Source organism: Pontibacter mucosus (assembly GCF_003054055.1).
In the GTDB taxonomy this organism is placed as follows: Bacteria; Bacteroidota; Bacteroidia; order Cytophagales; family Hymenobacteraceae; genus Pontibacter; species Pontibacter mucosus.
On sequence record NZ_QBKI01000002.1, the window covers coordinates 419,323 to 442,743 of the forward strand.

General features: G+C 54.0%; 17 protein-coding genes. All 17 read right to left on the minus strand.

Going from position 1 to position 23,421, the window contains the following annotated elements:
- Positions 1–436: 436 nt before the first annotated feature.
- Positions 437–1,687 (minus strand): glycosyl hydrolase, encoded by a 1,251-nt coding sequence (locus C8N40_RS05375; RefSeq protein WP_245905003.1) that lies wholly within the window; start codon positions 1,685–1,687, stop codon positions 437–439.
- On the minus strand, positions 1,688–2,527 hold the full coding sequence (locus tag C8N40_RS05380; protein ID WP_108210753.1) for a glycosyltransferase family 2 protein: 840 nt from the start codon (positions 2,525–2,527) through the stop codon (positions 1,688–1,690). It abuts the gene before it with no gap.
- A 17-nt stretch (positions 2,528–2,544) separates the two neighbouring features.
- The gene (locus tag C8N40_RS05385; RefSeq protein WP_108210754.1) at positions 2,545–3,792 is read right to left on the minus strand and encodes a glycosyltransferase family 4 protein; all 1,248 of its coding nucleotides are present in this window, start codon (positions 3,790–3,792) and stop codon (positions 2,545–2,547) included.
- A gap of 8 nt (positions 3,793–3,800) precedes the next feature.
- The gene (locus C8N40_RS05390; protein ID WP_108210755.1) at positions 3,801–4,736 is read right to left on the minus strand and encodes a nucleotide-diphospho-sugar transferase; all 936 of its coding nucleotides are present in this window, start codon (positions 4,734–4,736) and stop codon (positions 3,801–3,803) included.
- A 62-nt stretch (positions 4,737–4,798) separates the two neighbouring features.
- Positions 4,799–6,100 (minus strand): O-antigen ligase family protein, encoded by a 1,302-nt coding sequence (locus C8N40_RS05395; RefSeq protein ID WP_108210756.1) that lies wholly within the window; start codon positions 6,098–6,100, stop codon positions 4,799–4,801.
- A 15-nt stretch (positions 6,101–6,115) separates the two neighbouring features.
- Positions 6,116–7,318 carry a glycosyltransferase family 4 protein gene (locus C8N40_RS05400; RefSeq protein WP_108210757.1) on the minus strand — a complete coding sequence of 401 codons (1,203 nt, stop codon included), beginning with the start codon at positions 7,316–7,318 and terminating at the stop codon, positions 6,116–6,118.
- A 43-nt stretch (positions 7,319–7,361) separates the two neighbouring features.
- Positions 7,362–8,888, minus strand: coding sequence for a lipopolysaccharide biosynthesis protein (locus C8N40_RS05405; RefSeq protein ID WP_108210758.1), 1,527 nt, complete (start codon positions 8,886–8,888; stop codon positions 7,362–7,364).
- 79 nt (positions 8,889–8,967) lie between these two features.
- Positions 8,968–11,340: a GumC family protein gene (locus C8N40_RS05410; RefSeq protein WP_108210759.1), complete on the minus strand. Its 2,373-nt coding sequence runs from the start codon at positions 11,338–11,340 to the stop codon at positions 8,968–8,970.
- 2 nt (positions 11,341–11,342) lie between these two features.
- Positions 11,343–12,110: a polysaccharide biosynthesis/export family protein gene (locus tag C8N40_RS05415; RefSeq protein WP_108210760.1), complete on the minus strand. Its 768-nt coding sequence runs from the start codon at positions 12,108–12,110 to the stop codon at positions 11,343–11,345.
- A 351-nt stretch (positions 12,111–12,461) separates the two neighbouring features.
- Positions 12,462–12,686, minus strand: coding sequence for a DUF1737 domain-containing protein (locus tag C8N40_RS05420; RefSeq protein ID WP_108210761.1), 225 nt, complete (start codon positions 12,684–12,686; stop codon positions 12,462–12,464).
- 277 nt (positions 12,687–12,963) lie between these two features.
- The gene (locus C8N40_RS05425; protein ID WP_108210762.1) at positions 12,964–14,262 is read right to left on the minus strand and encodes a sensor histidine kinase; all 1,299 of its coding nucleotides are present in this window, start codon (positions 14,260–14,262) and stop codon (positions 12,964–12,966) included.
- Positions 14,246–15,625 (minus strand): sigma-54-dependent transcriptional regulator, encoded by a 1,380-nt coding sequence (locus C8N40_RS05430; protein ID WP_108210763.1) that lies wholly within the window; start codon positions 15,623–15,625, stop codon positions 14,246–14,248. Before C8N40_RS05430 ends, C8N40_RS05425 begins: the two co-directional genes overlap by 17 nt.
- A gap of 757 nt (positions 15,626–16,382) precedes the next feature.
- The gene (locus C8N40_RS05435) at positions 16,383–17,561 is read right to left on the minus strand and encodes an ABC transporter permease (RefSeq protein ID WP_108210764.1); all 1,179 of its coding nucleotides are present in this window, start codon (positions 17,559–17,561) and stop codon (positions 16,383–16,385) included.
- Positions 17,558–18,799 (minus strand): ABC transporter permease, encoded by a 1,242-nt coding sequence (locus tag C8N40_RS05440; protein WP_108210765.1) that lies wholly within the window; start codon positions 18,797–18,799, stop codon positions 17,558–17,560. The genes C8N40_RS05435 and C8N40_RS05440 overlap by 4 nt, the downstream gene beginning before the upstream one ends.
- A 2-nt stretch (positions 18,800–18,801) precedes the next feature.
- Positions 18,802–19,503 carry an ABC transporter ATP-binding protein gene (locus tag C8N40_RS05445; protein ID WP_108210766.1) on the minus strand — a complete coding sequence of 234 codons (702 nt, stop codon included), beginning with the start codon at positions 19,501–19,503 and terminating at the stop codon, positions 18,802–18,804.
- 654 nt (positions 19,504–20,157) lie between these two features.
- Positions 20,158–21,639, minus strand: a complete 1,482-nt coding sequence (locus C8N40_RS05450) for a TolC family protein (protein ID WP_108210767.1) — start codon at positions 21,637–21,639, stop codon at positions 20,158–20,160.
- A gap of 152 nt (positions 21,640–21,791) precedes the next feature.
- Positions 21,792–23,036, minus strand: a complete 1,245-nt coding sequence (locus C8N40_RS05455) for an efflux RND transporter periplasmic adaptor subunit (protein WP_108210768.1) — start codon at positions 23,034–23,036, stop codon at positions 21,792–21,794.
- Positions 23,037–23,421: the final 385 nt, after the last annotated feature.

The following is a 23,421-nucleotide window of genomic DNA, read 5'->3' on the forward strand; positions in this document are numbered from 1 at the left end:
TAGAATAGAAAAAATTATAAATCCTACTTTGTCCTAGAAAAAACAATAAAAAATTTTGACAAACTTAAAAAAGTAATACGTTTTTGCTCCCTTTATAAGTATGTTTATTTTATATATTAATGATTTTCAATGGTTTAACTAAGGTTACACCATTACGCATTTCCTTGAAATGTTTATATAGCTATCTTCTTGTTAGTCAATACTTATCAATTATTTGGCGTATTGCTGAGTGGGAAAAAAGAGAGGTATAAGTATCGGAATAATAATATAAATATAAAAAGCGGGGTATATAGATATATTACCATGTAATGCATTCTGTAAGATTGCATTATTCTGGTGTGGAATATTTCCACACATCACTTGTTGGGTAATTAAAAAGTGCGAATGGGATAAACTGAAGGGGTATTGATTCCACAGTTTGTGGATTTGTCTTGTGTTATAGGGCCTGCTGCGGGCCGAGCTTGATGCTGTTTTGCTGCAGTTTTCGCTGCCACAGCCTGTACTCATCCTCCTCCAGCGCCTTGGTTATACTGTCGGGGAGGATGTGGTTGGCGTACTCAGCGGCGGCAGCAAAGGTACTGTCAAACACCTCGTTGCGCCAGGTGCGGTTCTTGCCCATCACAGCCAGCGTGTTGTGGTGCATGCTGTTGTTAAAGGTGTTGCCCATCTTATAGTAGTCCTTGGCCCAGATGCCGCTGGTCCAGAAATGGTAGGGCTTGCCGTCGGGAAACGCTGCCGCCACCACGGCGCGGTTGTGGTGCATCTCGATGTGGTTGCCGCCCGCAATGCCTAAACAGTAGTTGCCCAGGCCTACCAACTGGTTCTCGTATACTTTTACATAGGCCGTGGCCTCCAGCGAGTCGGTGCCGGGAGAGTCGGTAATAATGCCGCCGCCCGTATACTTGGTTAGGTGAAGCGGGTAGGGGAAGGCCCCCTGGATGTAGTTGTTGTGGATGCGGATAGGGGACTGCGGCGTGCCCCTGGAGTTGTAGATGTTGATGTTGTCCTCCACGGCAGAGGCTCCCGGCTCGTTGATTACCTCGTTCCAGGCAATTTCGGCGGCAGGTACCTGGCCCCGGTAGTTAAACTGCACAAACTGCACGCGCTCCAGCCCCTGGTATACTTCGCCGGTAATGTTGCGGGCCTTGTTGTAGCGGATTTTTATACTTTGTTTCGGGCTTCCGTTGCCGGTATACGCCACGCCCAGGTAAATGCCCGCGGTGTTCTCTAAATAGCAATTCTCCACCACTACATTCCGGAACACGTCCACTGCCAGAAAGCGGCGCGGCTTGGCATAGTCGCTAGTCGGGGTAGGCGGCAGTCCGTAGCCCTCTGTGTTCCGCACCGTGATATTCGCGCCATAGCCCTTGCTGCGGATCAGAAACCCGGCACCCCGGATTTTAGAGTTCTCAATAATAACGGGTTCGCTGGTGCGCACCTCCACAGCAGGCACCTCCGAGTCTCTGGATTCCCAGTGGCCGCTGTACGTACCGCCTTTGGTGATGATAAGCGGACCCTGGTAGGAAGGAGAGGCGGCCTTGGGGGAAAAGTATAAACTTCGCATCAGGCTACAGAGCGCAAGAGCAATGAGCAGCACAGCAGCAACAGCAAAAAGCCACTTCCTGCTCGCCTGCAGCACGTAGCCGTTGCGATGGGAAGTGGCTGTTATACTTTCGGATTCCGTCATCTACTTCAGCATATACCCGAAAATGCGGCGGGCATAGCCGTTCGCCAGGTAGTATGGAATATAAGGTGGCGGGCAGTTCTTCAGGGTAAAGCGGGTAAAGTCGCGCAGGTTGCCGCCGCCCTTGATGTCGAACAGGTGCTTGTAGAAGTTCTGCAGCGATTTGCTCTGGCGGTTCTTGCGCTCGCCGCTTTCCTCCGGGTACGTATAAAGCCTGGCATCGTAGTTCACATACAGCTCAAAGCCGTTGCGCAGCGCGGTGTGGGTAAAGTCGTAGTCGGCCACGTAGTGCGGGAAGCGTTCCTGGTCCAGCAGGCCAATTTTCTCGAACACAGCACGCGGAATCAACAAGCCACGGCCCGGCAACTGCGACACAGCATGCAGCCCCACCTGCTGCTCCTTGGGCAGCTCCTGCAGCAGGTAACGCACCTTGTTCAGCTTAAAGTCCACTATCTCGCCACCAAAGGCAGGCTCTCGGGTACCGGCATCCATCTCCAGCGCACCAAGTATGGCGTTTGGCTTCTCAGCCATCCTTTTATAGGTGTTCTCAATGTAATCCTCGGCTACCTCCAGGTCGTTGTTGAGCGTCATAACATACTCAGCCCCGGCCTGCAAAGCATGCTTAATGCCCAAGTTCACGCTGGCGGTCCAGAAGAGGTTTCCGTCTCCGAAGAGCACCTCTACTTCCGGAAACTCCTCGCGCAGCATGTCGGCGGTGCCGTCGGTGGAGCCATCGTCCACCACAATTACTTTATAGTTTTGGTTGGTGCCCCGCTTAAGGGAGAGCAGACACTCTTTGGTAAAATGCTTTCGGTTAAAAACAGGGATAACTAGGTATATCATTTCTAAAAAGGGCTTATTTAAGGTTGAACGGTTAGTTCGGCAGGCTGCGCCTGGGTATACTTACTGTAAAAGTCGTTGATGTGTTGTGTCTTCACGGTCCAGGTTTGGGATTTGGAGAATTTATAGCCGTTCATGCCCATCTGGCGGCGCAACAGGGGTTGGTCGTACAACTTCTCCACGGCGGCGGCAATGGCTTTCACGGTCGCGTCTGCCGTGCTCACCGGAACTTTTATCCCCGCGTCATCAGGCACTAGGTTTTTGGCACCGTGCAAATCCAGGGTGATAATCGGCAGGCCATAAGCCATGGCCTCCAGAAACTGGGCAGCGCTGGAGTCGCGCAGGCTGCAGAACAGGAACAAGTCGCTGTGGGTGTAGGCGCGTTTCACCTCATCCCAGGGCACCTGGCCTTTCCAATTAACTTTTCCGTGCAGGTTATACTCCTCTATCCAGCGCGGCATGTAATCACGCATCTGGCCATCGCCCAGTATCGTCAGTTCATACTTTAAGTCGGGGCGCACCTTGCTCAGGGCATCCAGCACCAGCGGCAGGCCTTTGCGGGGAAACAACCGGCCGACCCACAGGATTCGCAGCGTCTCGTCCGGGATGCGCTCGGGGTAGGCCTCCGGGTAAAAGTCCTCCGGCAGGCTGGTGTCCAGGAACATCTTCGGGTTCAGGGCGCCGATGCGCTGGGCCATGTCGTAGGTATCCTGGTTGGTGGTGAGCACCAGCGAGGCGTGGCGCATGGCTTTGCGGGCATTGGGGTTAAAGGCCAGCAGCATCTCACTGATAACCTTGCGCATCACCTCGGTTTTCCAGCCGCTGTAGAAGTACTTTTTCAGTGCCCTCGGGGCTTCCTGCCCGCCGCCTGTCGGACCGAAAATGAGTGGTTTGTTCAGGCGCCACAGGGCAGTACCCATCTGCAGGCTGCCGATGGTGACGTGGTGCACCAGGTCGAAGTTAATTTTCTCGTCCAGCTCCTTTGCCTTCAGGTAAGCACGGTGCTGCCAGTACATGTAGTGCGGGTAAAAGCCCAGGTGGTACTCAAATAGTTTGTCTACCCAGGCCGGAAGCTCCACAAATACAACGTGCAGGTTGGGCAGCGCTAAGCGTTCTACCTCTTTTTCTATACTTTCCCTGCCCTCCACAGTGGTCAGGCACCATACTTCGTGGCCGAGCCTGGCGGTGTTAAGCGCCCAGTTCCAGCCGTTACCCAGTTCGGTGCCCCGGTTTGGCTCACAGGCGTATGCAGATAAAAGTAATTTCATAAACTCTACTAAAGACTAAAGCTAAACATAGCTTTCAGTTTGGCGCTTGCTTTGTCGCGCATCATTTTGTTAAAGTTGCGCCGGTCCGACTCCACATCGCGAATCACGAACTTGGGGTGGCGCAGCGGGAAGGCGATTTCCTCCTCGTATACTTTGGCCTTCTTGTCGTGCAGGTTAAAGGTATGGGTGGCGTCCTCTCCGAAGCCGATGTTGCGCACCAGGTTCACCTCCGGCACAATGCAAAGGCCCGAGTTGCTGTACACGGTAAACTCCCACTGGTAGTCCCATACGTCGCCTTTCTGGATGTTCTCAAACGTCTCCTCCAGCTTGCTCAGCCTATACTTCTCCTCCAGCATGTTGAGGAAGATGCCGTTGAGGTAGCCTTTCTGCTTTAGCTCCGGGAAAGTACCCAGGTGGAAGTCGTAGAGTTGCCAGGCGCGACGCCAGGTGGCCCAGCCCCAGCTATTCACCTTGTCAGAGAAGTAGTAGGAGTAGTCGGAGTCGCGGCGCCAGCCATCGAGGTAGTTGTTGCCGCTGATGTGCATCACGCGGGTATCGTGTTTATACTTCTCCAGCAGCTCCTGGCAAAACCAGAAAAAGCTTTTGGAGGGGATGCAGTCATCCTCCAGGATAATGCCGGTCTCCTCGTGCTCAAACAGCCAGGAGATGGCGCGGGAAGGGGCCACGCCGCAGCCCAGGTTCTGCTCCTGGAACAGCGTTTTTACCTCGCAGTCCCAATCCACCTGCTCTACAATGCGGCGGGTCTCGGCGCAACGCTCAGCATCGGTGGCCACGTGCGGCCGGGCGCCGTCGGCGGCAACATAGAGCTTTGTGGGCTTTACCTGCCGGATGCGGTCAAATACTTTCTGGGTGGTATGGGCTCTGTTAAATATGATTAGCAACACCGGAGTGTGCAGCGGTTCTTGCGGTATAGCGGTACTCATACAAGTGTAAGGGTTTTGGTATATGCATGTACTGCTATTCTGTTGTAGAGGTTATGTAAGATTTAAACAGAATGCAGTGTTTTTTGTAGGCTTTCCCGGCGCGCCCTCATCCGCATACCGGATTCCTGTATACGTGTCTTATACGTCACTCTCTCCTCCTCCATGGCAGCAATGGCCCAGCCAACCACGCCATAGAAAAACACCGGCAGCACATAGGAAATACCAAACACAAAGCCGCTGGAAATGAAAGCGACAAGTATAATCTGGTTGATGGTGAGCACCCGGCGGCGGAAAGCCATGACGATGGGGTGCAGGTAGAAGAGCAGGAAAAGTATAAACCCGACCAAACCGGTATAGAACAGCACCTCTACGTAAAAGCTGTGGAAGTGGTGGCCGTTGCCGTCCTCAAACACAGGGGCGTTCAGATCGTCGCGGTAGAACTGGATGGGCAGCTCAAAGCCCTCGAAGCGCATACCTAGCATGAAGTTCTCCTGGATAAAGGGCACGTACGATAAGATCTGCTGGTAGCGCCAGCCGCCGGTTCCCTGCTTGTCATAGTTCTCAATGTCGGAGAAGCTCTCCTGTATCTTGTCTACAATCTCGGGGTGGATGGAAAGTATAAACCCGCTGGCAAAAAGCGCCAGCACACCCACCACCGTGCCAATGGGCAACAGTTTGGCTACGAAGTTAATGGGCTTGTCGGTCTTAAAGCGAATCAGCAGGTAGTATACGGCCAGCACAAAGGCCGTCGTGATCCAGACGGTGCGGTGCTGGAAAAAGAAGATCAAAAACAGCACGAAAAAGGCCATGAACAGGTCCTTGAACTTGCTGTGGTAGAAGTAGTTGCTCAGAAAGTATAAAAAGGGCACAGTGAGCATGTACACGGAGTTGGAATACACGCCGCGCTCATGGTTTGTAAAGGCCGATACGCTCAGGGTATGGGAGTTCACCAGCAGCACGTTCAGCAGGAAGCTGCCTAGTATAAACCAGGCTACATGCTTCATCTGGATGTGGTAGTTGCCCTTATAGTAAGTATAAACAAAGTAGGCGTAGGTGAAGATGAACACTTTCATGAACACGTGAGGGTATACCATGAAGGAGCCGTATACATACTTCGACTCGAACACGAGCGCGGCTATGTACACTACCAGCAGGCCAAAGGCAAGCTTCATGTGCTTCGACATCCGTCTGTAGAAAAGTATCCCGTAACCCAACGACAGCGCAGCCATCCCCTTGATCATCATGTTCAGGATCATGCCCTGTCTGTCCTCATTATTAGGCGACATCAGTTCGATGAACAACTGGTCCATGACCAAGACAAGTGCCAGGGGGATGATGAACAGAAAAGTATAATTTATCTTCATGGTGCGATCGCTAGTTTAGTTCGACCAGGCTGCCGTTGCTTTCGTGCCGGAGCCGGCCATGGTGGGTACGAGCGGTTTGCCCAGTATGGTGGCGTAGTAGTCGAGGTGCTGCTGGATGATGGCATCGGCAGAGTAGTTTTCCTGCGCAAATGCATAGCCTTTCTCTTCCAGTCTGGCCCTGAGCTTGTCGTCCTCCACCAGCTGCAGCACGGCGGCGGCAATAGATTCCGGCGACTCCACATCGCAAAGCAGGCCGGTGTTGCCCTTGTCCAGCAGGGTGGGTACATAGCCGCTCTTTTCCCCGCCAATTACGGCAGTCCGGGCAACCATGGCCTCCAGCAGCACCATCCCAAACGACTCCTCGCGGGCAGGGTGCAGCAGGGCTTTGGCGCCGGCTATCTGGTCCATTACTTCTTTAAAAGGCAGCTGCCCCAGAAACCTGACGCCCTCCGCCAGGCCGTTTTGCAGTGCATATCGGTGTGCCAGCCCGTTCTCCTCCATCTCTGCCCCCACCAGGTGATACTCCAGCTCAGGGTGCTTTTGGCGCACTTGCGCGAAGGCCTTCAGAGCCGTTTCGGCGTTTTTCCGGTGCGAGAAACCCATCAGCACCGACACAATGTAATCTCCCTTCTCGATGTTGGGGTTGATCATTTGCTCCACGTCCGGGGAGAAGAAGTTGTTTATCACGCGGGACTTGCGGCGGGTGCTGCGGTCGAGCATGTTATACGTATAGTCGGAGTTCGCAATCAGGTGCGTAGCCCGGGTTACTACTACATAGTTCATGGCCCAGCGCACCAGCCGGAACATGTCCTTATGGTTGAGCAGGATCTGCAGGGCCACATCGTGCAGGCTCACCACCATCGGTATACCCGACTTCTGCGCGGCCCAGGCATACTCATAAGACCAGAAGGCACTGATAAAGTCGGCAGGGTGCTGCTTTATCAGCCGGGCCATGTCGTTGATCTCGAACCAGAAAAAGCGCCGGCCCGGCTGCGGCTTCATGCGGCCAACGCACACGGTCAATTGCTCTGTCTGGTATACTTTGGGCTCAGTTAATTCAGGGGAGTTGGTGTACACAATTACCTTAAAGCCGCGTGCCAGCAACCCATTTACAAAATAGGTACTAAGCGGCACAGCATGGGTTTCAGGTAGATCCGACCCTGCCAACTCCCAATCCAGCATCTTTATATCCACAGGGGCGCAAACTCCTATCGTCATGGTTTTCTTCAGGTTGTACCGCCTCCACTGGCGGTTGTTCTGGTTAAGCTTCTTTTAATATGAATGTCCTGTACTTCTGCACCATACGGCCCACCGGGCTGTCGCCGCTGCCGTTCAGGCCGAACCTGTCGAGGATCATCTGCAGCTCGGCGCGCAACAGCGGGTGCGGGAAAAGCAGCGTGAGCACTGCCAGTAGCACAGCTCCTGTTACGGCCTGCGCGGCGAAGATGATGCCTGCCGGCACATCAGCCGTGCGCAGCAGCGAGCTCACAAAGTATAGCCCCACGGCCACCAGGATGCCATTCAGCAAGCCCGGCAGGTAAATAGCCAGTTGCTGGCGGTACGACAGCTCGAGCACCCGGTGCATCACACGCTGGTACAAAGCCATACGTACTGTCTCCCCGATAAGCACGGCAAAGGCAAAGCCTACCAGCCCATACGCGCGCAGCAGGTAAAACAGGGCGCCAATCACAAGTATAAATACGATGTTGAGGATGATCTTCTGGTTCAGGATAGCCTTGGCATCGCACACAATGCCCGCAAACATGGTAATGAAGCTCAGGGAAATAGCCAGGCTTAGTACCTGCAGCACTGGCACCGACTCGCCCCACTGCTCGCCCAGCACAATGCGCACCAGCTCCGGGGCCGCCACGGCTATGCCCATGCAGGCCGGAAGCACAATGGCAGCCAGCAAAGTGATACTTGACAGGTAAATCCGGCCAAGCTTTTCAGTGTCATTCTGGATTTTGCTGAAGCTGGGGAACACCACCTTGCTAAAAGTGCGCGTGAGCATGTACATGGGCAGATTCACCAGCATGTAGGCGCGGTTATAGATACCCAGTTTATGCGAACCCAGCACACGACCTATAAGGATGGTGCCGAACTCCTGGCTTAGGAACTCCAGAAAGCTGATGAACGACATGCGGCTGCCGTAACTGAACAGCGGCTTGTAGGGCTCCAGCCGGAACTGCGGCAGCACGCTGTGCCGCACGGCAACATAGGCTCCGATTGCCGAGAGCGCCATCTGCAGCAGGGTGGCGATGATCAAACTCCACACCCCAAAGCCGAGTGCAGCCAGCACAATACCCGCCACCAGATAGGAGAGCACGTAGGCCACCATCTCGATAATGCTGACAAGCTTGAACCGCATCTCGCGCTCCAGCATACTTACCGACGTAATCGACAAGCCACTAATCAGGAAAGCCAGCGACATAACCTGCACAATTGGCGTCACATCGGGGTTTTCGAAAAAGTCAGCGGCGAGAGGGGCCAGCAGAACGGTAAGGATGGTGAAAAGCAATCCGAGCCCTGCAGATGCCGTGAAGGCAGCCCGGATGTGTTGGGGCTCCAGGTCCTCCTTCTGCACAATGGCCTTGGTCAGGCCCATGTTGGCAAAGTAGCTTCCGAACCGGATAACAACCCCTGCGATAGCCACCAAACCGAAAGCCTCCGGAGCCAGCAGGCGGGCCATGGCCGAAGTATAACCAATCTGCATCACGGCGTTGGCTATGGTAGACACTGTTCCCCACTTCAGTCCGCTGACGGCTTTAGAAGCTAAATTTTTACTCATCTTAAAAAACGTAATTAGGTAACAGACAGGGTGCAGCCAGAGTATGGCTGCACCCGCTGGTATTTCCTTGCCCGAGGCTTTAGGCGTAATAGTACTTGGCCTTCTTCTTATAGCCGTACTCGTAGGTTTTGTTATAGTTCAGGTCGTTCATGATCATGTAGATGTTCTTGACCTTCCCGGTGCTGTAGAGCTCGTTGATGTCGGCCAGCAGATCTTTGTTCGTATACTTGTGCTTCACCACGTACAGGTTCACGTCCATGTGGCGCATCAGCACAAAGTACTCCGAAACGTAGCCAATCGGCGGCGTGTCGATTACAATGTAATCATAGCGATCTTTCAGCTCGTTCAGCAATTCCTGCATTCTTGGCAGCTCCAGCAGGTGAAGGGCATTGTCCGGTATCGGGCCGCACGGGATGATGTCCAGGTTCTCGAGGTAGGTCTTCTGCACCACCTCCTCCAGTGCCTGCCCCTGTGTAAGGTAAGACGACAAGCCGACTGACTCTGCCACCGGGAAATACTTGCTGAACGTTGGCTTGCGCATATCCGACTCGATGAGTACCACACGCTTGCCTGCCATGGCCATCTCCGAGCTCAGGTTCACCGAGCAGAAGGTCTTGCCCTCGCCTGAGATGGACGAGGTAACGCCAATCACCTTGAAGTGCTGATCGGCCATCAGGTACTGCAGGTTTATACGAATAGAGCGGAACGACTCGGCAATGGCAGAGCGCTGGTTGTTCATCACGGCCAGCTTGTCTGACTTGGAGCCATGCGCCACCACGCCTAGGAACGGAATCTTGGTCAGGTTGCTCAAATCGTTTTTGCCCTGGATGGTGTTATCCACGTTAGACAGCAGCACAATAACACCGGCAGGTATGGCCAACCCGATAATCAGGGCCAGCAGGTAGATCATTTTAGGCTTCACGTTCACCGGGGCGCTGCCTACCATCGAGGCCTTGTCTATGATCTTCTTGTCGGTGGTGTTGGTAGCCAGGGCAATAGCCGCTTCGGCACGCTTCTCCAGCAGGAAGTCATACTTTTTGTCGATGAACTCAGACTGGCTCTGCAGGTCCATCAGCTTGCGCTCATTCTCCGGCAGCGAGGCCAGCGTTCCCTCAATCTTGTTGATGCGCTCGCTCACGTTGGCAATGGAGATGTCGGCTGACTCCACCAGGTTCTGCAGGTTGGCCTCGATGGCGCTGCGGGTGTTGGCAATCTCTCCCTCGATTTTGCGCAGCATCGGGTTTTCCTCGGTGGCGGTAGTTCTATAGCCTGCCTTTTTCTGGTTCAGCTCAGCCAGTTGCAAAAACAAATTGTTCAGGATTGGACTCTGGATACCGCCCACCGTAGGCGATACCGACTGGGCAATGCCATTCCCGTTGCGGATCTGGTCCAGGATGTTCTCGTAGTATGTTTTATCCGTATTCAGTCGCGCGCGTTCAGCCTCCAGCTGCGAGAGCTTCTCGTAGTTCAGGTTAGACTGCACGTTGATGTTTGCGATGCGGTTGTTGGACCGGAAGGAGGAGAGGGCCTGCTTGCTCTGGCGCAGCGAGTCCGACAGCGTGGCCAGCTGGCTATCGATAAACTCCAGCGTCTTCATGCCATTCTGGTTCTTGTCCTTCAGGTCGTTGGCCACATACTCAGCCATCAGCGTGTTCAGGAAGGCTACCTGCTTGTCCGGTATACTTCCCTTGCTGCCCAGCACCAGCACGCGTGCCTCCCGGTCCAGCGGGGAGATACCCAGCGAGGCCTGCTGTTGCTTCACGAGGCTTTCGAGGCTGTTAATGACAAAGTAATGTTTCTTTGCCGGTTCGATGTCCTTTACGTCGCTGCGGTAAAGCGTCAGGCTTATGTTGTCATCGGTGTAGGGCTCGCCGAAGTGCAGCGTTTTCTTAAAGCTCACGATAGGCAGGGAACCTACCCGGGCATGGGAGCGGAAGTCGTAGCGGGGCACGTTTTCTGCCTCTATGGCCAGCTCATACGTTTGCTCATCCAGTATGCGCACCGAGATCGGAACATCCACTAGTTGGATAGAGGCCGTGTCCAAGTCCACCTCGTACGGGGCGGTTTTATACTGCTCCTCTACCACCAGGTCCGAAACTTTGTTCAGCCAGTGGTCGGTAACGCGGTAATAGGCAACGGTAAAGTCGAGCTTTTGCAGGGCCTGTTTAATCATTTCGGCAGACTGCAGCAGGCCGATTTCATCCTCTACTTTAATGCCCCTGCTCTGCACGTCCAGCACCTCCAGCAACTCCTGGGCTTTTTTGGAACCGGTCTGCTGGTCGCCGAGCAATAGGGTGGACTTAAACTCGAATACGCGCGGAGAGCTTTTTACATACACATACCCTGCCGCAAGGGCCAGCACGGCACTAAGGGCAAACCAGTACCAGTTTGACCTGAACTTGAAAAACCAACTCCTTAAATCTATCTCGTGCTCCTGTTTATTTCTCTTCATCGTTATCTGAACAAATTATACAATAGTGCCCCCGTCGAGATTACTCCGAACACAGCATTCAACACCACCAGGTTATCTCGTTTAAGTTGTCGCTTGCGTGGCTCCACGTAGAGCACATCATTGGGCATGAGGTAATAATATGGTGACTGTACGAGGTTAGGGTCTTTAAGGTCTAGCAGCACCACCTCGGAGGAGCCGTCGTTCTTCTGGCGCACCAGTTTTACGTTGTCGCGGTTGCCGGCCTGCGTCATGTCGCCGGCCAGGCTAAGGCCCTCCAGCAGGTTGGCCCGCTCGTTATAAATGTAGAAGTACCCGGGGTTGCGCACCTCGCCTAGCACACTCACTTTAAAGCTGATCAGCTTCACCACTACGGTGGCGTCGGTGATGTAGCGGTCCAGGTTTTTCTGTATCAGATCCTGGGTCTGGCTGGTGGTCAGGTTTTCCACCTTCAGCCGGCCCACAGTGGGCAGGTTGATAAAGCCCTCGCTGTCGATGGCGTAGCCGCTCAGGTAAAGGCTGGCCGGCTCCGACATGCCCATAGCATTAACAGGGTTAGTGATGTTGAACAGGTTAGACATGTCCGGGTCCACGCTCAGCACTTTAATGGACAGCACATCATTTGACTGCAGCTTGTAGGCGGCATAGCGGGTCTGGAAGTCGGTAGGGGCGTTCTCCTTTAGGTTTGGATTCTGAATGTATACAAGTTCTTTCTTTGTTACGCAGGAACTTACGCCCAACAATAGCAGGAGAAAGTATACTATATGTCTCATAATAAAGGGTTAAGGGTGATGTTACAGCGTGGCGAAATGGGTTTGCATCTGTAAGCCTTCGATAAATATTAATATATATGCTTAGGGATACCGGTAATTTGGTTCTGCCATATATACTTCTGCTTGCATAAAAGGATACTTAAACGGTGCAAATTTTTGGATATTTGTTAGGAAGCCTGCTTTAAGTATACCTGGGAGTTGGTATAGTGCAAGTATGTGGCGGGATGGTAGGGAACCTGAGGAGAAAGAGGGAAAGAAACGGAAAAACCCACTTGCAGAGCTGCCGTGGCTGGCCCTGCAAGTGGGTTCTTTATACTTTGGTTAGTAAGCTTACAGTAGGTGATATTGCTATTACTCAATCCATTTGGTGCGGCGCTGTTTGGCAGGCTGCCTGCGCTGTTGCTGCTGTTGCTGTTGCACCCGTAACCTGTCCTTGGTGTGGCGCACCAGCTGTTGCGCGTATCCATCGCCGTGCTCCAGAATGCCGCCTTTCAATCTCCAACCCTGTGGCAGAAAACCTGCCACTTCCGATGCCAGACCCTCCAGGTCAGGCGCAGTAATGATATTGTACTCCATTATAAATTTAAACTTGGCTAAAAAGAATAGGCCAAAGTAAAAAGAAAGAACATAAGATGCACGGGCGCGCTACGAAAATATTTGCAATAGAGTTACATTCTTTTTAAAATAAAGTAGAGGCATATAATTGTACAACAAAAGAGGATTTAAAGGTCTTGTTTTATACTTATAATCCTATTTTAGAATTATAATTACTGGCTGTGGAAGTTGCACATGCCTAATGCCGGGTACAGATGCCTGAAGGACAGGCAAGTATAGCTTTGGCTGTGAGCGAGCCTTAGAACCTGATGCTGAAGGTGGTATGCGTGGCGTTGCCAGAGCCAAGGGAGAAAGTGAACCCATGGTTTACAAGTATGTCGCGCACCATCGTAAGGCCGATGCCCTGGCCGTTGGCTTTGGTGGTATAAAACGGGGTAAACAGGTTGGCCTGAACTTCCGCCGGTATCCCTCCGCCAGAGTCTGTTATACTTAGCTGCGGCGGCGCCGTGCTGGTCGAAACAGTGATTTGACCTTCGGCGCCAATAGCCTCCATGGCGTTTTTAAAGATATTGAGCAGCACCTGCTCCAGCTGCTGGGCATCCAGTGACACGATGAGCGACTCCTTGGCTAAGTCCCATTGCAGGTGTATGTTGCGGCGCTGCAGCTCCGGCTGCAGCAGGCGGTGCAGGCTGCGTAATAGCGTGTGCACATCGGTTGGTACTTTTTTGGGTTGCGGCAGGCGCACCACCTCGGCAAAATTTGCCATAAACCGGCTCAGGTTGGTGTTGCGGTCGGTGGCTACCTGCAGCACGTGGGCAAAGTCCTCGCGGTCGTCGGGCTGCAGCTGGGAAGTATAAAACCCCAGCGAGCCAAGTATAGAATTGATGGCCCCGGTGGTGTTGTTCACCTCATGCGACATCACCCGAATCACCTTCTCATAAGCCTGCCGCTCGTTCTGAAGTATGGCCTCGGTGAGTTCCTCGATAAGTATAAAGTAGTGCTGAAAGCCCCGGTCCAGGAAGTGTGCGCGGTGGCAGCGGTAGGTCCAGGTGCCGTTGATGCGGAACGTGACGGACTGGCCGGTGTTCAGGTCTTTTAGCTCCCTGGCCCATACGTTGGGCAGCTGGCTGACGTGCTTGCCCGTGAGCAACGCAGCCGGTTGCCCCAGAAAGCGCTCTGCTGCCGGGTTTATACTTTCTACCTGATTATCAAAACCTAAAAGTATAATGCCTGCAGGGGAGGCCTGGATGAGCTTGTCGAGCAGAAAGTGCTTCTCGGCCTGCGCCACGCGCTCGTGTCGCAGTTGGTCTATCATGCGGTTGTACACGTTCACCAGCTCGTCCAGGTCCTTTTGGCCCACCGCCATGAACTTAGTTGAAAAGTCCTTGTCGCGGATGGATTCTATGCCCGAGCGAATGAGCTGCAGGGGTTTGAAAAAGGACCGGTAGAGCTGGAAGGTAACGTAGGCGGACACGATGATCAGCAGCTCCATGCCCAAGAACAGGAACTTGTTCTGTTGCAGCACAAACCACGACAGCGCCAGCAGGATGCCATGTATCAACACGGCAAAAAGTATAAACTTAGTCCGCAGGGTCATACGGGATGTTAAACTTGTCGAGGCGGCGGTACAGGGCGGCACGGCTCAGGCCCAGGGCGCGGGCCACTTTACTGATGTTGTTGTGGTAAAAGCTCATGGACTTGCGAATCATCGAGGCTTCCATCTCCTCCAGCGTCATAGTGCCCACGGCTGGCAAGGTTTTGTCGCCGGGTTTAGCGGGGCTCTGCTGTGCCTGCGCCTTAAAATCCTCGGCCTGCAGCACATCCCGTTCCGCCACCAGCACCGTGCGCTCCACCAGGTTCTTCAGCTCCCGGATGTTGCCAGGCAAAGGCAGCTCCCGGAGCCACTGCAGCGCCCGCGAACTCACCTCCAGCTCGGGGTGGTTGTAAGTCTTCTTCAGGTTGTTTACAAAGTACTGCACCAGCAGGGGCACATCGCCCTCCCGTTCGCGCAGGGCGGGCAGTTTTACCTTTATCAGGTTGATTCTATAGTATAAATCCTCCCGGAACTTGCCTTCCTCCACCAGCTTTGCCAGGTCCTTGTTCGTGGCGCACACCACCCGGATGTCGAGCTTGCGGGAGCGGCTGTCGCCGAGCACCTCGTAGGTGCGGTCCTGCAGCACGCGCAGCAGCTTTACCTGGCTGCCTAAATCCAGCTCCCCGATCTCATCCAGGAAAATAGTACCTTTATTGGCCAACTCGAAACGGCCCGTGCGATCGGCCTTGGCATCGGTAAAGGCGCCGCGCTTATGGCCAAACATCTCGCTCTCGAAGAGGGTGGAGGAGATGCCGCCCAGGTTCACCTTCACGAAAGGCTGGTTTTTGCGCTGGCTATTGCGGTGGATGGCCTCGGCAATAAGCTCTTTGCCAGTGCCGCTTTCGCCTTCAATCAGCACCGAGGCATCGGTTGGGGCAATTTGCCCAATCTTTTTCAGGATCTGCAGCAGCTGCGGGTCCTGTCCGATGATGTTGCCGAAGTCGTACTGCTGATCCAGCTTTTTGCGGGAGAGGGCTTCTTCTGTTTCCTGCGGCTCCTTCGATAAGCTCAGCGCCGTTCGCACTGCCTGCAGCAGGTAATCGTTGCTCCAGGGCTTGGTGATAAAGTCGGCCGCCCCCAAACGCATGCCCTCCACGGCCAGACTGATGGAGCCCCAGCCTGTGATAAGTATAACCGGGAGCTTGGGGTACAGGCTTTTAAACTTGCCCAGCAGGTTCAGCCCGTCGTGGCCGGTGGTGTCGATGGAGAAGTTCATGTCCATGATCGCCAGTTCCAACGAGTGTAGCTCCGCCAGCTGCAGCGCCTCCTTGGGGGTGGCAGCCTCTTTGGTCTTGTACCCGTTCTGCTTGAGCAGCAGGCTCAGCGAAGCGCGCACGGCTACGTCATCGTCTATTATCAGGATCATGGTTGCGGTTTAAAGTATAAAGATAAGGGTTTGGGATATAAATAGGTAGTGGGTGAGGGGAGTGTTGGTTATACTTTTCTTTCTGGTTTATTACTTTGGATTTTCTAGGTCTTCGTCTTAGTAGGTCATGCTTTTATACTTTGGCCATACTTGATTCCATCTCCTTTTGCTGGCGCGGGTTTGCAGCCCGTGCCTTTTTATCTTCTCGGATTTGCAATCCGAGTGGCTTGAAAAGCCATACTCATACTTTGGCTATACTTTATATATCAGTTTATACTTTCCTAGCCACCGCTTCCTTCAGCTTGACACAAGCTATCCTTGCTAGCCACTGTTTATCCTCCAGACTTACATAGGCTATCGTTGCATCTCCCGCTTTGGTGCCCTCCTAGGCCGGGAGGCCTCGTTTTCCCGCTCGGCGCTGGGAGCTTTTCCTGCCCTCGTACCTCGGGCTGCCTCGCTAACGCTCGTCACCGGAAAAACTCGCATAGGCGCCTCCCAGAAAAACTGGGAATCAGTTTCCAATAGCCACAGCCCTTGCTATGCAACAAGTATAGACTGTCCCCTTGAGGGGACCATAGGGGTGTAATCGGCTGTATAAAGCTCCCCGCCTTGGACTACCGAGAACGAGAGTTCAAAGGTAGCGAGCGTAGCTCTGAGGGGTAGGGGTGGTTGGACCCGGCACTGCAGAATGCTCCCTCCCTTGTTTTTAGGGGAGGGCCGGGGAGGGGTGAATTTCACCCCTCCCCGGCCAAGAGACTTACTCCTCATGCAGCGCTATAGCCGGGTGTATTTTGGCGGCTTGGCGGCTGGGGTAAAAGGCGCAGATGGTGGTGAGCAGGTAGATGATGCCCACCGCACTCAGAAGCGCTATAAAGTATACTTCCGACTCTACCTGAAAGACCTGCAGGAGCGGAAACTGCACCGCAAAGAACACACCCAGCAGCAACCCGAACGTGGCCAGCACCAGCACTTCACCAATGAACTGCCAATAGATCTGAGAAGATGCCGCCCCCAGCGCCCTGCGCAGGCCTATCTCGCTGTTGCGGCGGCTGATGTTGTGCCACAGCACGCCAAACAAGCCCAGCGCCACGTTAAAAATCAGGAAGCCACAAACCAGGCCCAGCGCGATAAGCGGCACCAAAGCGAGCTTGGATTTATTTTGCCGCATTTTCTCGAGCGTCGATACTTCCAGCGTCCAGTTTTTGGCGACCTGGCCGAGCTGACGGATCATCTTCTCCTCAAAGGCCACGCCTGTACCGGGCTTTACCCGAATGAGCATTTCGCCCCAGAACGCTCTCTCATTTTTTGCCGGAACTATGCGCTGGAAATAGCCTGCTTCCTCAGCGGCGTACTCGCTGGCAGGGCGGAAGTGTGCCACCACCCCCACCACCTGAAAGTTGCTGCTGTCGTTTTGTGGGAGCAGTTTTCCGAGCGGACTTTCTTCTCCAAACAGTTGCTGGCGCATCATCTCATTAATCACAATCGGGATGTGGTGCGACGCGTCGTCCTCCGGGCCGAACCAACGCCCCTGGCTTAGCTCTATTTGCATTACGTCTTTGAAGTCATCCTGCACCTCGAAGATGTTGGCAAGCACGGTTTTATTGTTGTAGGTGGCGTTGTTGTTCATCTGGCTGAAAGAAAACGGGGCGTTGCTGCTGATAAGCGCAGCGGCCTCTACCTCCGGCATACCCTTCACAAGCTGCAGCGCTTGCTCCATGGTTTGGCGGTTCAGCGCAGTCGAGTCGAGTTCGGGGCGCATGGTCAGCAGCCACACTTGCTCGTGCTTAAAGCCCAGTGGCTTGTTGTAGTTGCGGACGTTGTACACGATCAGGCTAAGTACCCCGAACAGCACCAGGAAGCAAATGAAAATTTCAGTGATCAGCAGGAAGTTGCTTTTCTTCCGGTTCCAGATCAGTTTAAACAGATGGCGTATCATTTTGAACCTCCTCTCAGTGCCTCTACGGCTTGTAAGCGTGACATCTTAAAAGCGGGGTATACCCCGGAAACCAATCCAAAAACAAGGCAGAGCAGCAAGCCTACCCCAAAAATGCGCAGGTTCAGGCTCAGGTCTGCGTAAACGATAATCCCGCTATCGTTAATGAGCCACAGCACCAGGGCCGACAGCACAAAGCCTAGTAAACCACCCAGCAGCGTCAGGAAGACGTTTTCGACCAGGAACTGCCCGATAATGGTGGAGGAGGAGGCGCCGAAGGCCTTGCGCACCCCAATCTCGGAAGAGCGCTCCATAATGCGGCTGATGTTGATGTTGACCAGGTTGATGGCTGGCAGCAGCATAAATAGCAGCGCAAGCCCCGCGAGCAGGCCATACACGATGCTCACACCGGACTCTTTCCCGTTGCCTAAGAAGGTGCGGGTAACGCTTTCCAGGAAGGTATCAGGAAAAGAGCTTAATTTCACCCCTTTCTCCGGCCGCTGGCGCTCCACTTCGGCCATCATCGAAGCATACTCCTTCTTAATCTGCGGGATATCGGAGGCTTTTGCCGCTTTGATGGTGGCAAAGTATGTACCGTGCAGCCCCGGCTTGTTAAAGTCCTGGCTCTTGAGTGAGATGGGCACCCACACATCGGCATAAGAGTGCAGGCGCAGCACGGGCACATCCTCCACCACACCCACTACTTTATACTTTACCTGGTCTACTTCTATGTACTGCCCCAGGGCCTGAGCATCTCCAAAGTAACTTTTGCGGGTGTTTTCGTTTATCACGGCTACGCGGTTGGCGCTTTTCACATCCTGCTGCCCGAAAGCAGCGCCTTCCACGAAGTTAAAATCGAGGATATCCCAGAACTCCTGGTCGGTATACTTGATATCAAGAGCCAGTTTGCGGTTGTTGATGTAGCTGTTGACCTGGAAGAACATGGAGTTGATGGACACCTTTTCAGGCGTTTGCAGCGTGCGCACGTTCCGGTCGAGGAAGTGGTAGCTGAGCGGGCCGCTTCTGGAATGGCCTTCCTGTATCTCCTCGCGCATCATATTCACGAAAAGCAGTTTGTCCGTTTCGCGCTCCGGCATTTGCGGCCCAAAGGTATGGTCGAAGAGGGACGTGGCCACCACCAGCACCATCAGGGTAAAGCTGATGCCGAAGAGGCTGATGAAGGTGAAGAACTTGCGTCGCAAGAGCACCTTCCAGGCTATTTTCAGGTAATTCTTCAGCATGGCTATACTTGTTGAAGGTTGGCAAACACCTTGGCATCAGACACCTGCTGCCCGTCGAAGAAGCGCACCAGGCGCTCGGTTTTCTGGGCCATGTTCTCGTCGTGCGTCACCATCACAATGGTGGTGCCATCCACCCGGTTCAAATCCAGAAGGATGTTCATGATTTCCTCGCCCATCACCGAGTCCAGGTTACCGGTGGGCTCGTCGGCAAGTATAATTTGCGGCTGCCCGATAAGCGCGCGCGCAATAGCTACACGCTGGCGCTGTCCGCCGGAAAGCTGCGTGGGGTAGTGTTTGGTGCGGGCGCTGAGGCCTACTTTCTCCAGGGCGGTTTTGGCGCGCCGGGTGCGTTCGGAGGCGGAAATACCGCTGCGGTAGAGTAGGGGCAGCTCCACGTTGTCAAGCACGCTCAGGTCGTTTACCAGGTGGTAGCTCTGGAAAACAAAGCCGATTTTCTCGTTGCGGATGTGCGCCAGTTCCTTGTCTTTGTAGCTGGTGATGGTGTGCCCGTCAATCTCAACGGTGCCCTGGGTCGGCACGTCCAGCAGGCCCATGATGTTGAGCAGCGTGGATTTGCCGCAGCCCGACGGCCCCATGATGGAGAGGAATTCGCCTTTGGGAACCAGCAGGTTCACGTGCTGCAGGGCTACCGTCTCGATAGACTTGGTTTGGTAGACCTTTTCGATGTTTGTTAGCGTGATCATATTTTTAAAGATAATGTCTTTTGGTTTTTATGGTGATTTAGTGTTTTTCTGCTATTAAATCCCTGATGCTTTTCTGGAGCAAATGTGGGTTTGTGCTTTTAGCATTTCTCGCTGGCGCGAGTTTGCAACTCGTGCCTACCTATGATGTTGGGTTTGTAACCCAACTGGCTTGAAAAGCCATACTTTATACTTTAGCTATACTTTTTACTTGCCAGTTTATACTTTCCTAGCCGCTGCTTCCTTCCACTTGAACCAAGCTATCCTTGCTAGCCTCCGTCCATCCTATAGACTTACAAACCTACAGTTGCACCTCCAACTTGGCTCCCTCAAGGCCGGGAGGCCTCGTCCTGGGGGTAGGGGCCCTGGATGAAGGGCATCGCGCGGTGTACATTTCCTGCCCTCGCGCCTCGGGCTGCCTCACTTCGCTCGTCACCAGAAATCTACAAGGCGCTCAACCCAAGGACTGGGAACAGGTTCGATAGTCGCTGCCCTTGCCGCGCAACAGGTATAAGCTGTCCCCTTGAGGGGACCATAGGGGTGTAATCGGCTGTATAAAGCTCCCCGCCTTGGATAAGGAGGGGTAGGGGTGGTTGGACCCGGTGCTGCCGAATGCTCCCTTCCCTGTTTTAGGAGTAGATGAATTCATACTTGTTCTCATAACTCCTCCTGCACCTCCACCACAATTGGTTCCTGTTTCTCGAAATCATAAAGCGTAAGTTGTCTTAAAGTATAATGTGCTTCCCAGAACTCGCTGAGCGAGGCGATGTAGGCACGGCGGGCCTGGTCTTTCTCTGCCAGGGCGATGTTCAGTTCCGTGATGCTGATGCGGCCAATCAGGAAGGTGTTCTTCGCAATTTCATAGCGTTCAGCGGCGATGGCGTCTGCTTCTGCGGTGGTGCTGATGCGGGTTTTCAGCGTGTTGTACTGATTTACCTGCGTCAGCACGGCCTGCTCAAAGTTGGTCTCTTCCTGGCTGATGGTATACTCAACCAGCTTCTGATTTAGCTGCGCCACCTTAGTAACTGAGCGCTGGCGGCCCCAGTCGAGGATGGGCATGGTAAAGCCGATGCGGGCGCGCTGTTGGTTGTCCGGCCGGTCGTAGATATCGCTGAAGGCAACGCCCTGGTTGGTGAGGCCGAAGGTGGCAAACAGGCTGGCGTTGAATCCGTTGTCGCCACGGGCTTTGGCTATCAGGCTCTCAGCCTCCAGCATCCTGCGGCGGAAGTTTATACTTTCCTTGCGGTTCTTCTTGGCCTCTGCCAGGGCTACTGCGGCTGCCACAGTGGTTTCTGGTATACTTTCGGGCACGTGCAGGCTGAATTGGGTGTCGGCTTTCAGGCCGATGTAGTTGCGCAGGGCCAACGCCGCTGTCTGGGCATCCAGGTCGGCCTGCGCCAGCGCCAGGTCTGAATTAAGGACTGCCAGGCGCAGCTGCAGCAGGTCGTTTTTGGAGAGGCGGCCGAGGTTATACTTTTCCTGGGCTACCTGGTACAGCGTGTCGTTGTTGGCCAGGTTCTTGGCGGCTATACTTTGGTTGGCCTGTGCCAGCAGCAAATCGAAGTATAAACCGGTGGCTTTCACGGCTATACTTTCCCGGTCCTCCACATACTGCTTCTGGGCCTCCTCGTAGCGCAGCGGCTCTATTTTCTTGTTCCAGCTCAGGGCGTTGTAGGCAAACAGAGGCTGCTCCAGCCCGATAATAGCCGGGTTGCCGTTGTAGCGGGTCTGGTCGCGGTCAAAGTCGTCGAAGCGCTGCATGAGCGAGGTCACGAACACCTTGCCACCGGTCGGGCTGATGACCTGGCTCAGTGTCAGGCCCAAATCCGTGTTATTGATGGAAACGGGTTTGAACTCGGTGGTGCCGTCTGGTTGTGTAACGGGCGTGATGGTGCGGCTGAAATCGGGCAGTGTTCCCTCCAAACTGAGCTGCGGCCTGTACTCCGATTTCACGCTGCGCCACTTCCAATAGCTGTTTTCCCGGGTCGTCTCCACCTGCAGCGCCTCTGTCGACTGCGCCTGCGCCAAAGCGATCACCTCCTGCAGGCTCAGTTGCCGGGTGCCAGGCTGTGCTATACTTTGGACGCAGTGCAGGGCAAACACTACAAACAGTAAACAGTATGGGTAATGCTTTTTCATCGTTTTATTTTAAGCGTAGCACGTATCAAGTATCACGACTTTTAAAGTATAGATCCTGCGGTTCTTTCTGTTCTGGACTACAAATCTGAAAAGTGGATTATGCAAAGTATAAGAAGGTCGAGCTACGTGTGTCGTGCTACTTGATTCGCAGTTTACTTCAGCCGCACTTTCTGCACGTGCTCAAAGTCTTTCATGTCGGATATCACCACCACATCGCCCGGCTGCACACCGTTTTCCAACTCTACAAAGTCTGGGTTGCTCATGCCGGTGCGGGCCGGCACCTGAATCAGTACATCCTCGCGCAGCACAAACACGTTGTCAGGAGAGCCGCTGTTGAAGTAGGGCCCATTCTTCACGCGCAGGGCGTCGTGTTTGCTGGCGGTGGTCACAAAGAGGTCCACGCGGAGGCTGGGGCGGAGAAGTTGGTGGCTTTTCTCCTCCAACGCCACATAAAACGTCACAGTGCCGTTCTTTACCGAAGGTTCAATGGCTACAATGCTGCCTTGCAGGTCGGTGTTGTTGATGCGGGCAATGGCGTCACCGCCCACGTGCAACTGGTCGGCAAAGGCATCCGAAATGCTGGCCTGCACCCGGAAGCTGCTCAAATCGGCCAGCCGGGCAATCACCTCGCCGGCATTTACGCTGCTGCCAATCTCGTTCTTTACCCATGTAACCACGCCGGGACGGGTAGCGCGTACTTCGGCTTGCTGCATCTTGCGTTCCAGCTCCTCCAGCGAGCGGCCGTTCATGGCTAACGTATAGCTCAGTTCCTGCTCGTCGGCCCGTAGCAGTTTGCGCTCGCTTTCGATGTCCTGCTCCAGCTGCGCCAGTTCCTGCTGCGCTATTTTCAGTTTCAGCTCCGCCTGTTTTACCTGCTCCTGGGTGCCGCCGCCAATCTTGAGCAGGTACTGCTCGTCCTCTAGCTGCGCCTGCAGGCTCCTCACATTCATGCGTTTAATGGCCAGCTGCGACTCCAGGCTGTTCAGTTTTTTGTCCAGTTGCAGGCGCATCTGCACGCTTTTGTGCTGGTTCAGCTGCTGTTCGTCTTTCAGTTTGTCGTAGGCCAGTTGGGTGAAGGATCGGTCGAGGAGGAGCACCTGGTCGCCGGGCTTTACCTGCTCACCGGCATTGCGCACCACCTGCTCGATGCGCGCCTGGATGGGGCTGGTGATGGCCTGCTCATGCTCCGGCACTACCACGCCCGAGGCGCTCAGGGTGGCCACTACCGGCCCGCGCTCCACCACGGCCGTCCGTACCTCGCTGCGGCTGATGCCCGGCGCCAGCAGGCTTCTGATCCCGAAGATGGCTGCCAGCACCAAGGCCGCGGCTATACTTACCTGCCAGATGCGCTTGCGGCGGTTAGCTTGTTTGGTAGCGGCTGATAATTCACGATCCATAGTCTTATTTTATACTTACTCGTGAGGGTATAGCCAATTTAGATGCCAGTTATGTAAGCTGCTGATAAATAGATACTTACGCTTTAAAATGTTGGTTTGTAGGCTTTTAGAAGTGTTCAGTATTGAACAGTTTGTGCGGTTTTGGGAGGGGGAGGAAAACCTACCGAGAATTAATTCTGAAGGGCGAAAATATTACCTCGTGAAAGCAAGTATAGGCATGACCAAACCTTCTCGGACAGCTATCATTCTGTTAATAATCTTGGTAGAAGGGAAATGAAGCCTCTGCTACTCGCCACCAAGATCTTTTCGGGATGACAAAAACGGTGACTTGGCTCTTAATAGTCGTTCCAGGGTAAACATGAAATGCAGCAAGTGAAAAAAATAC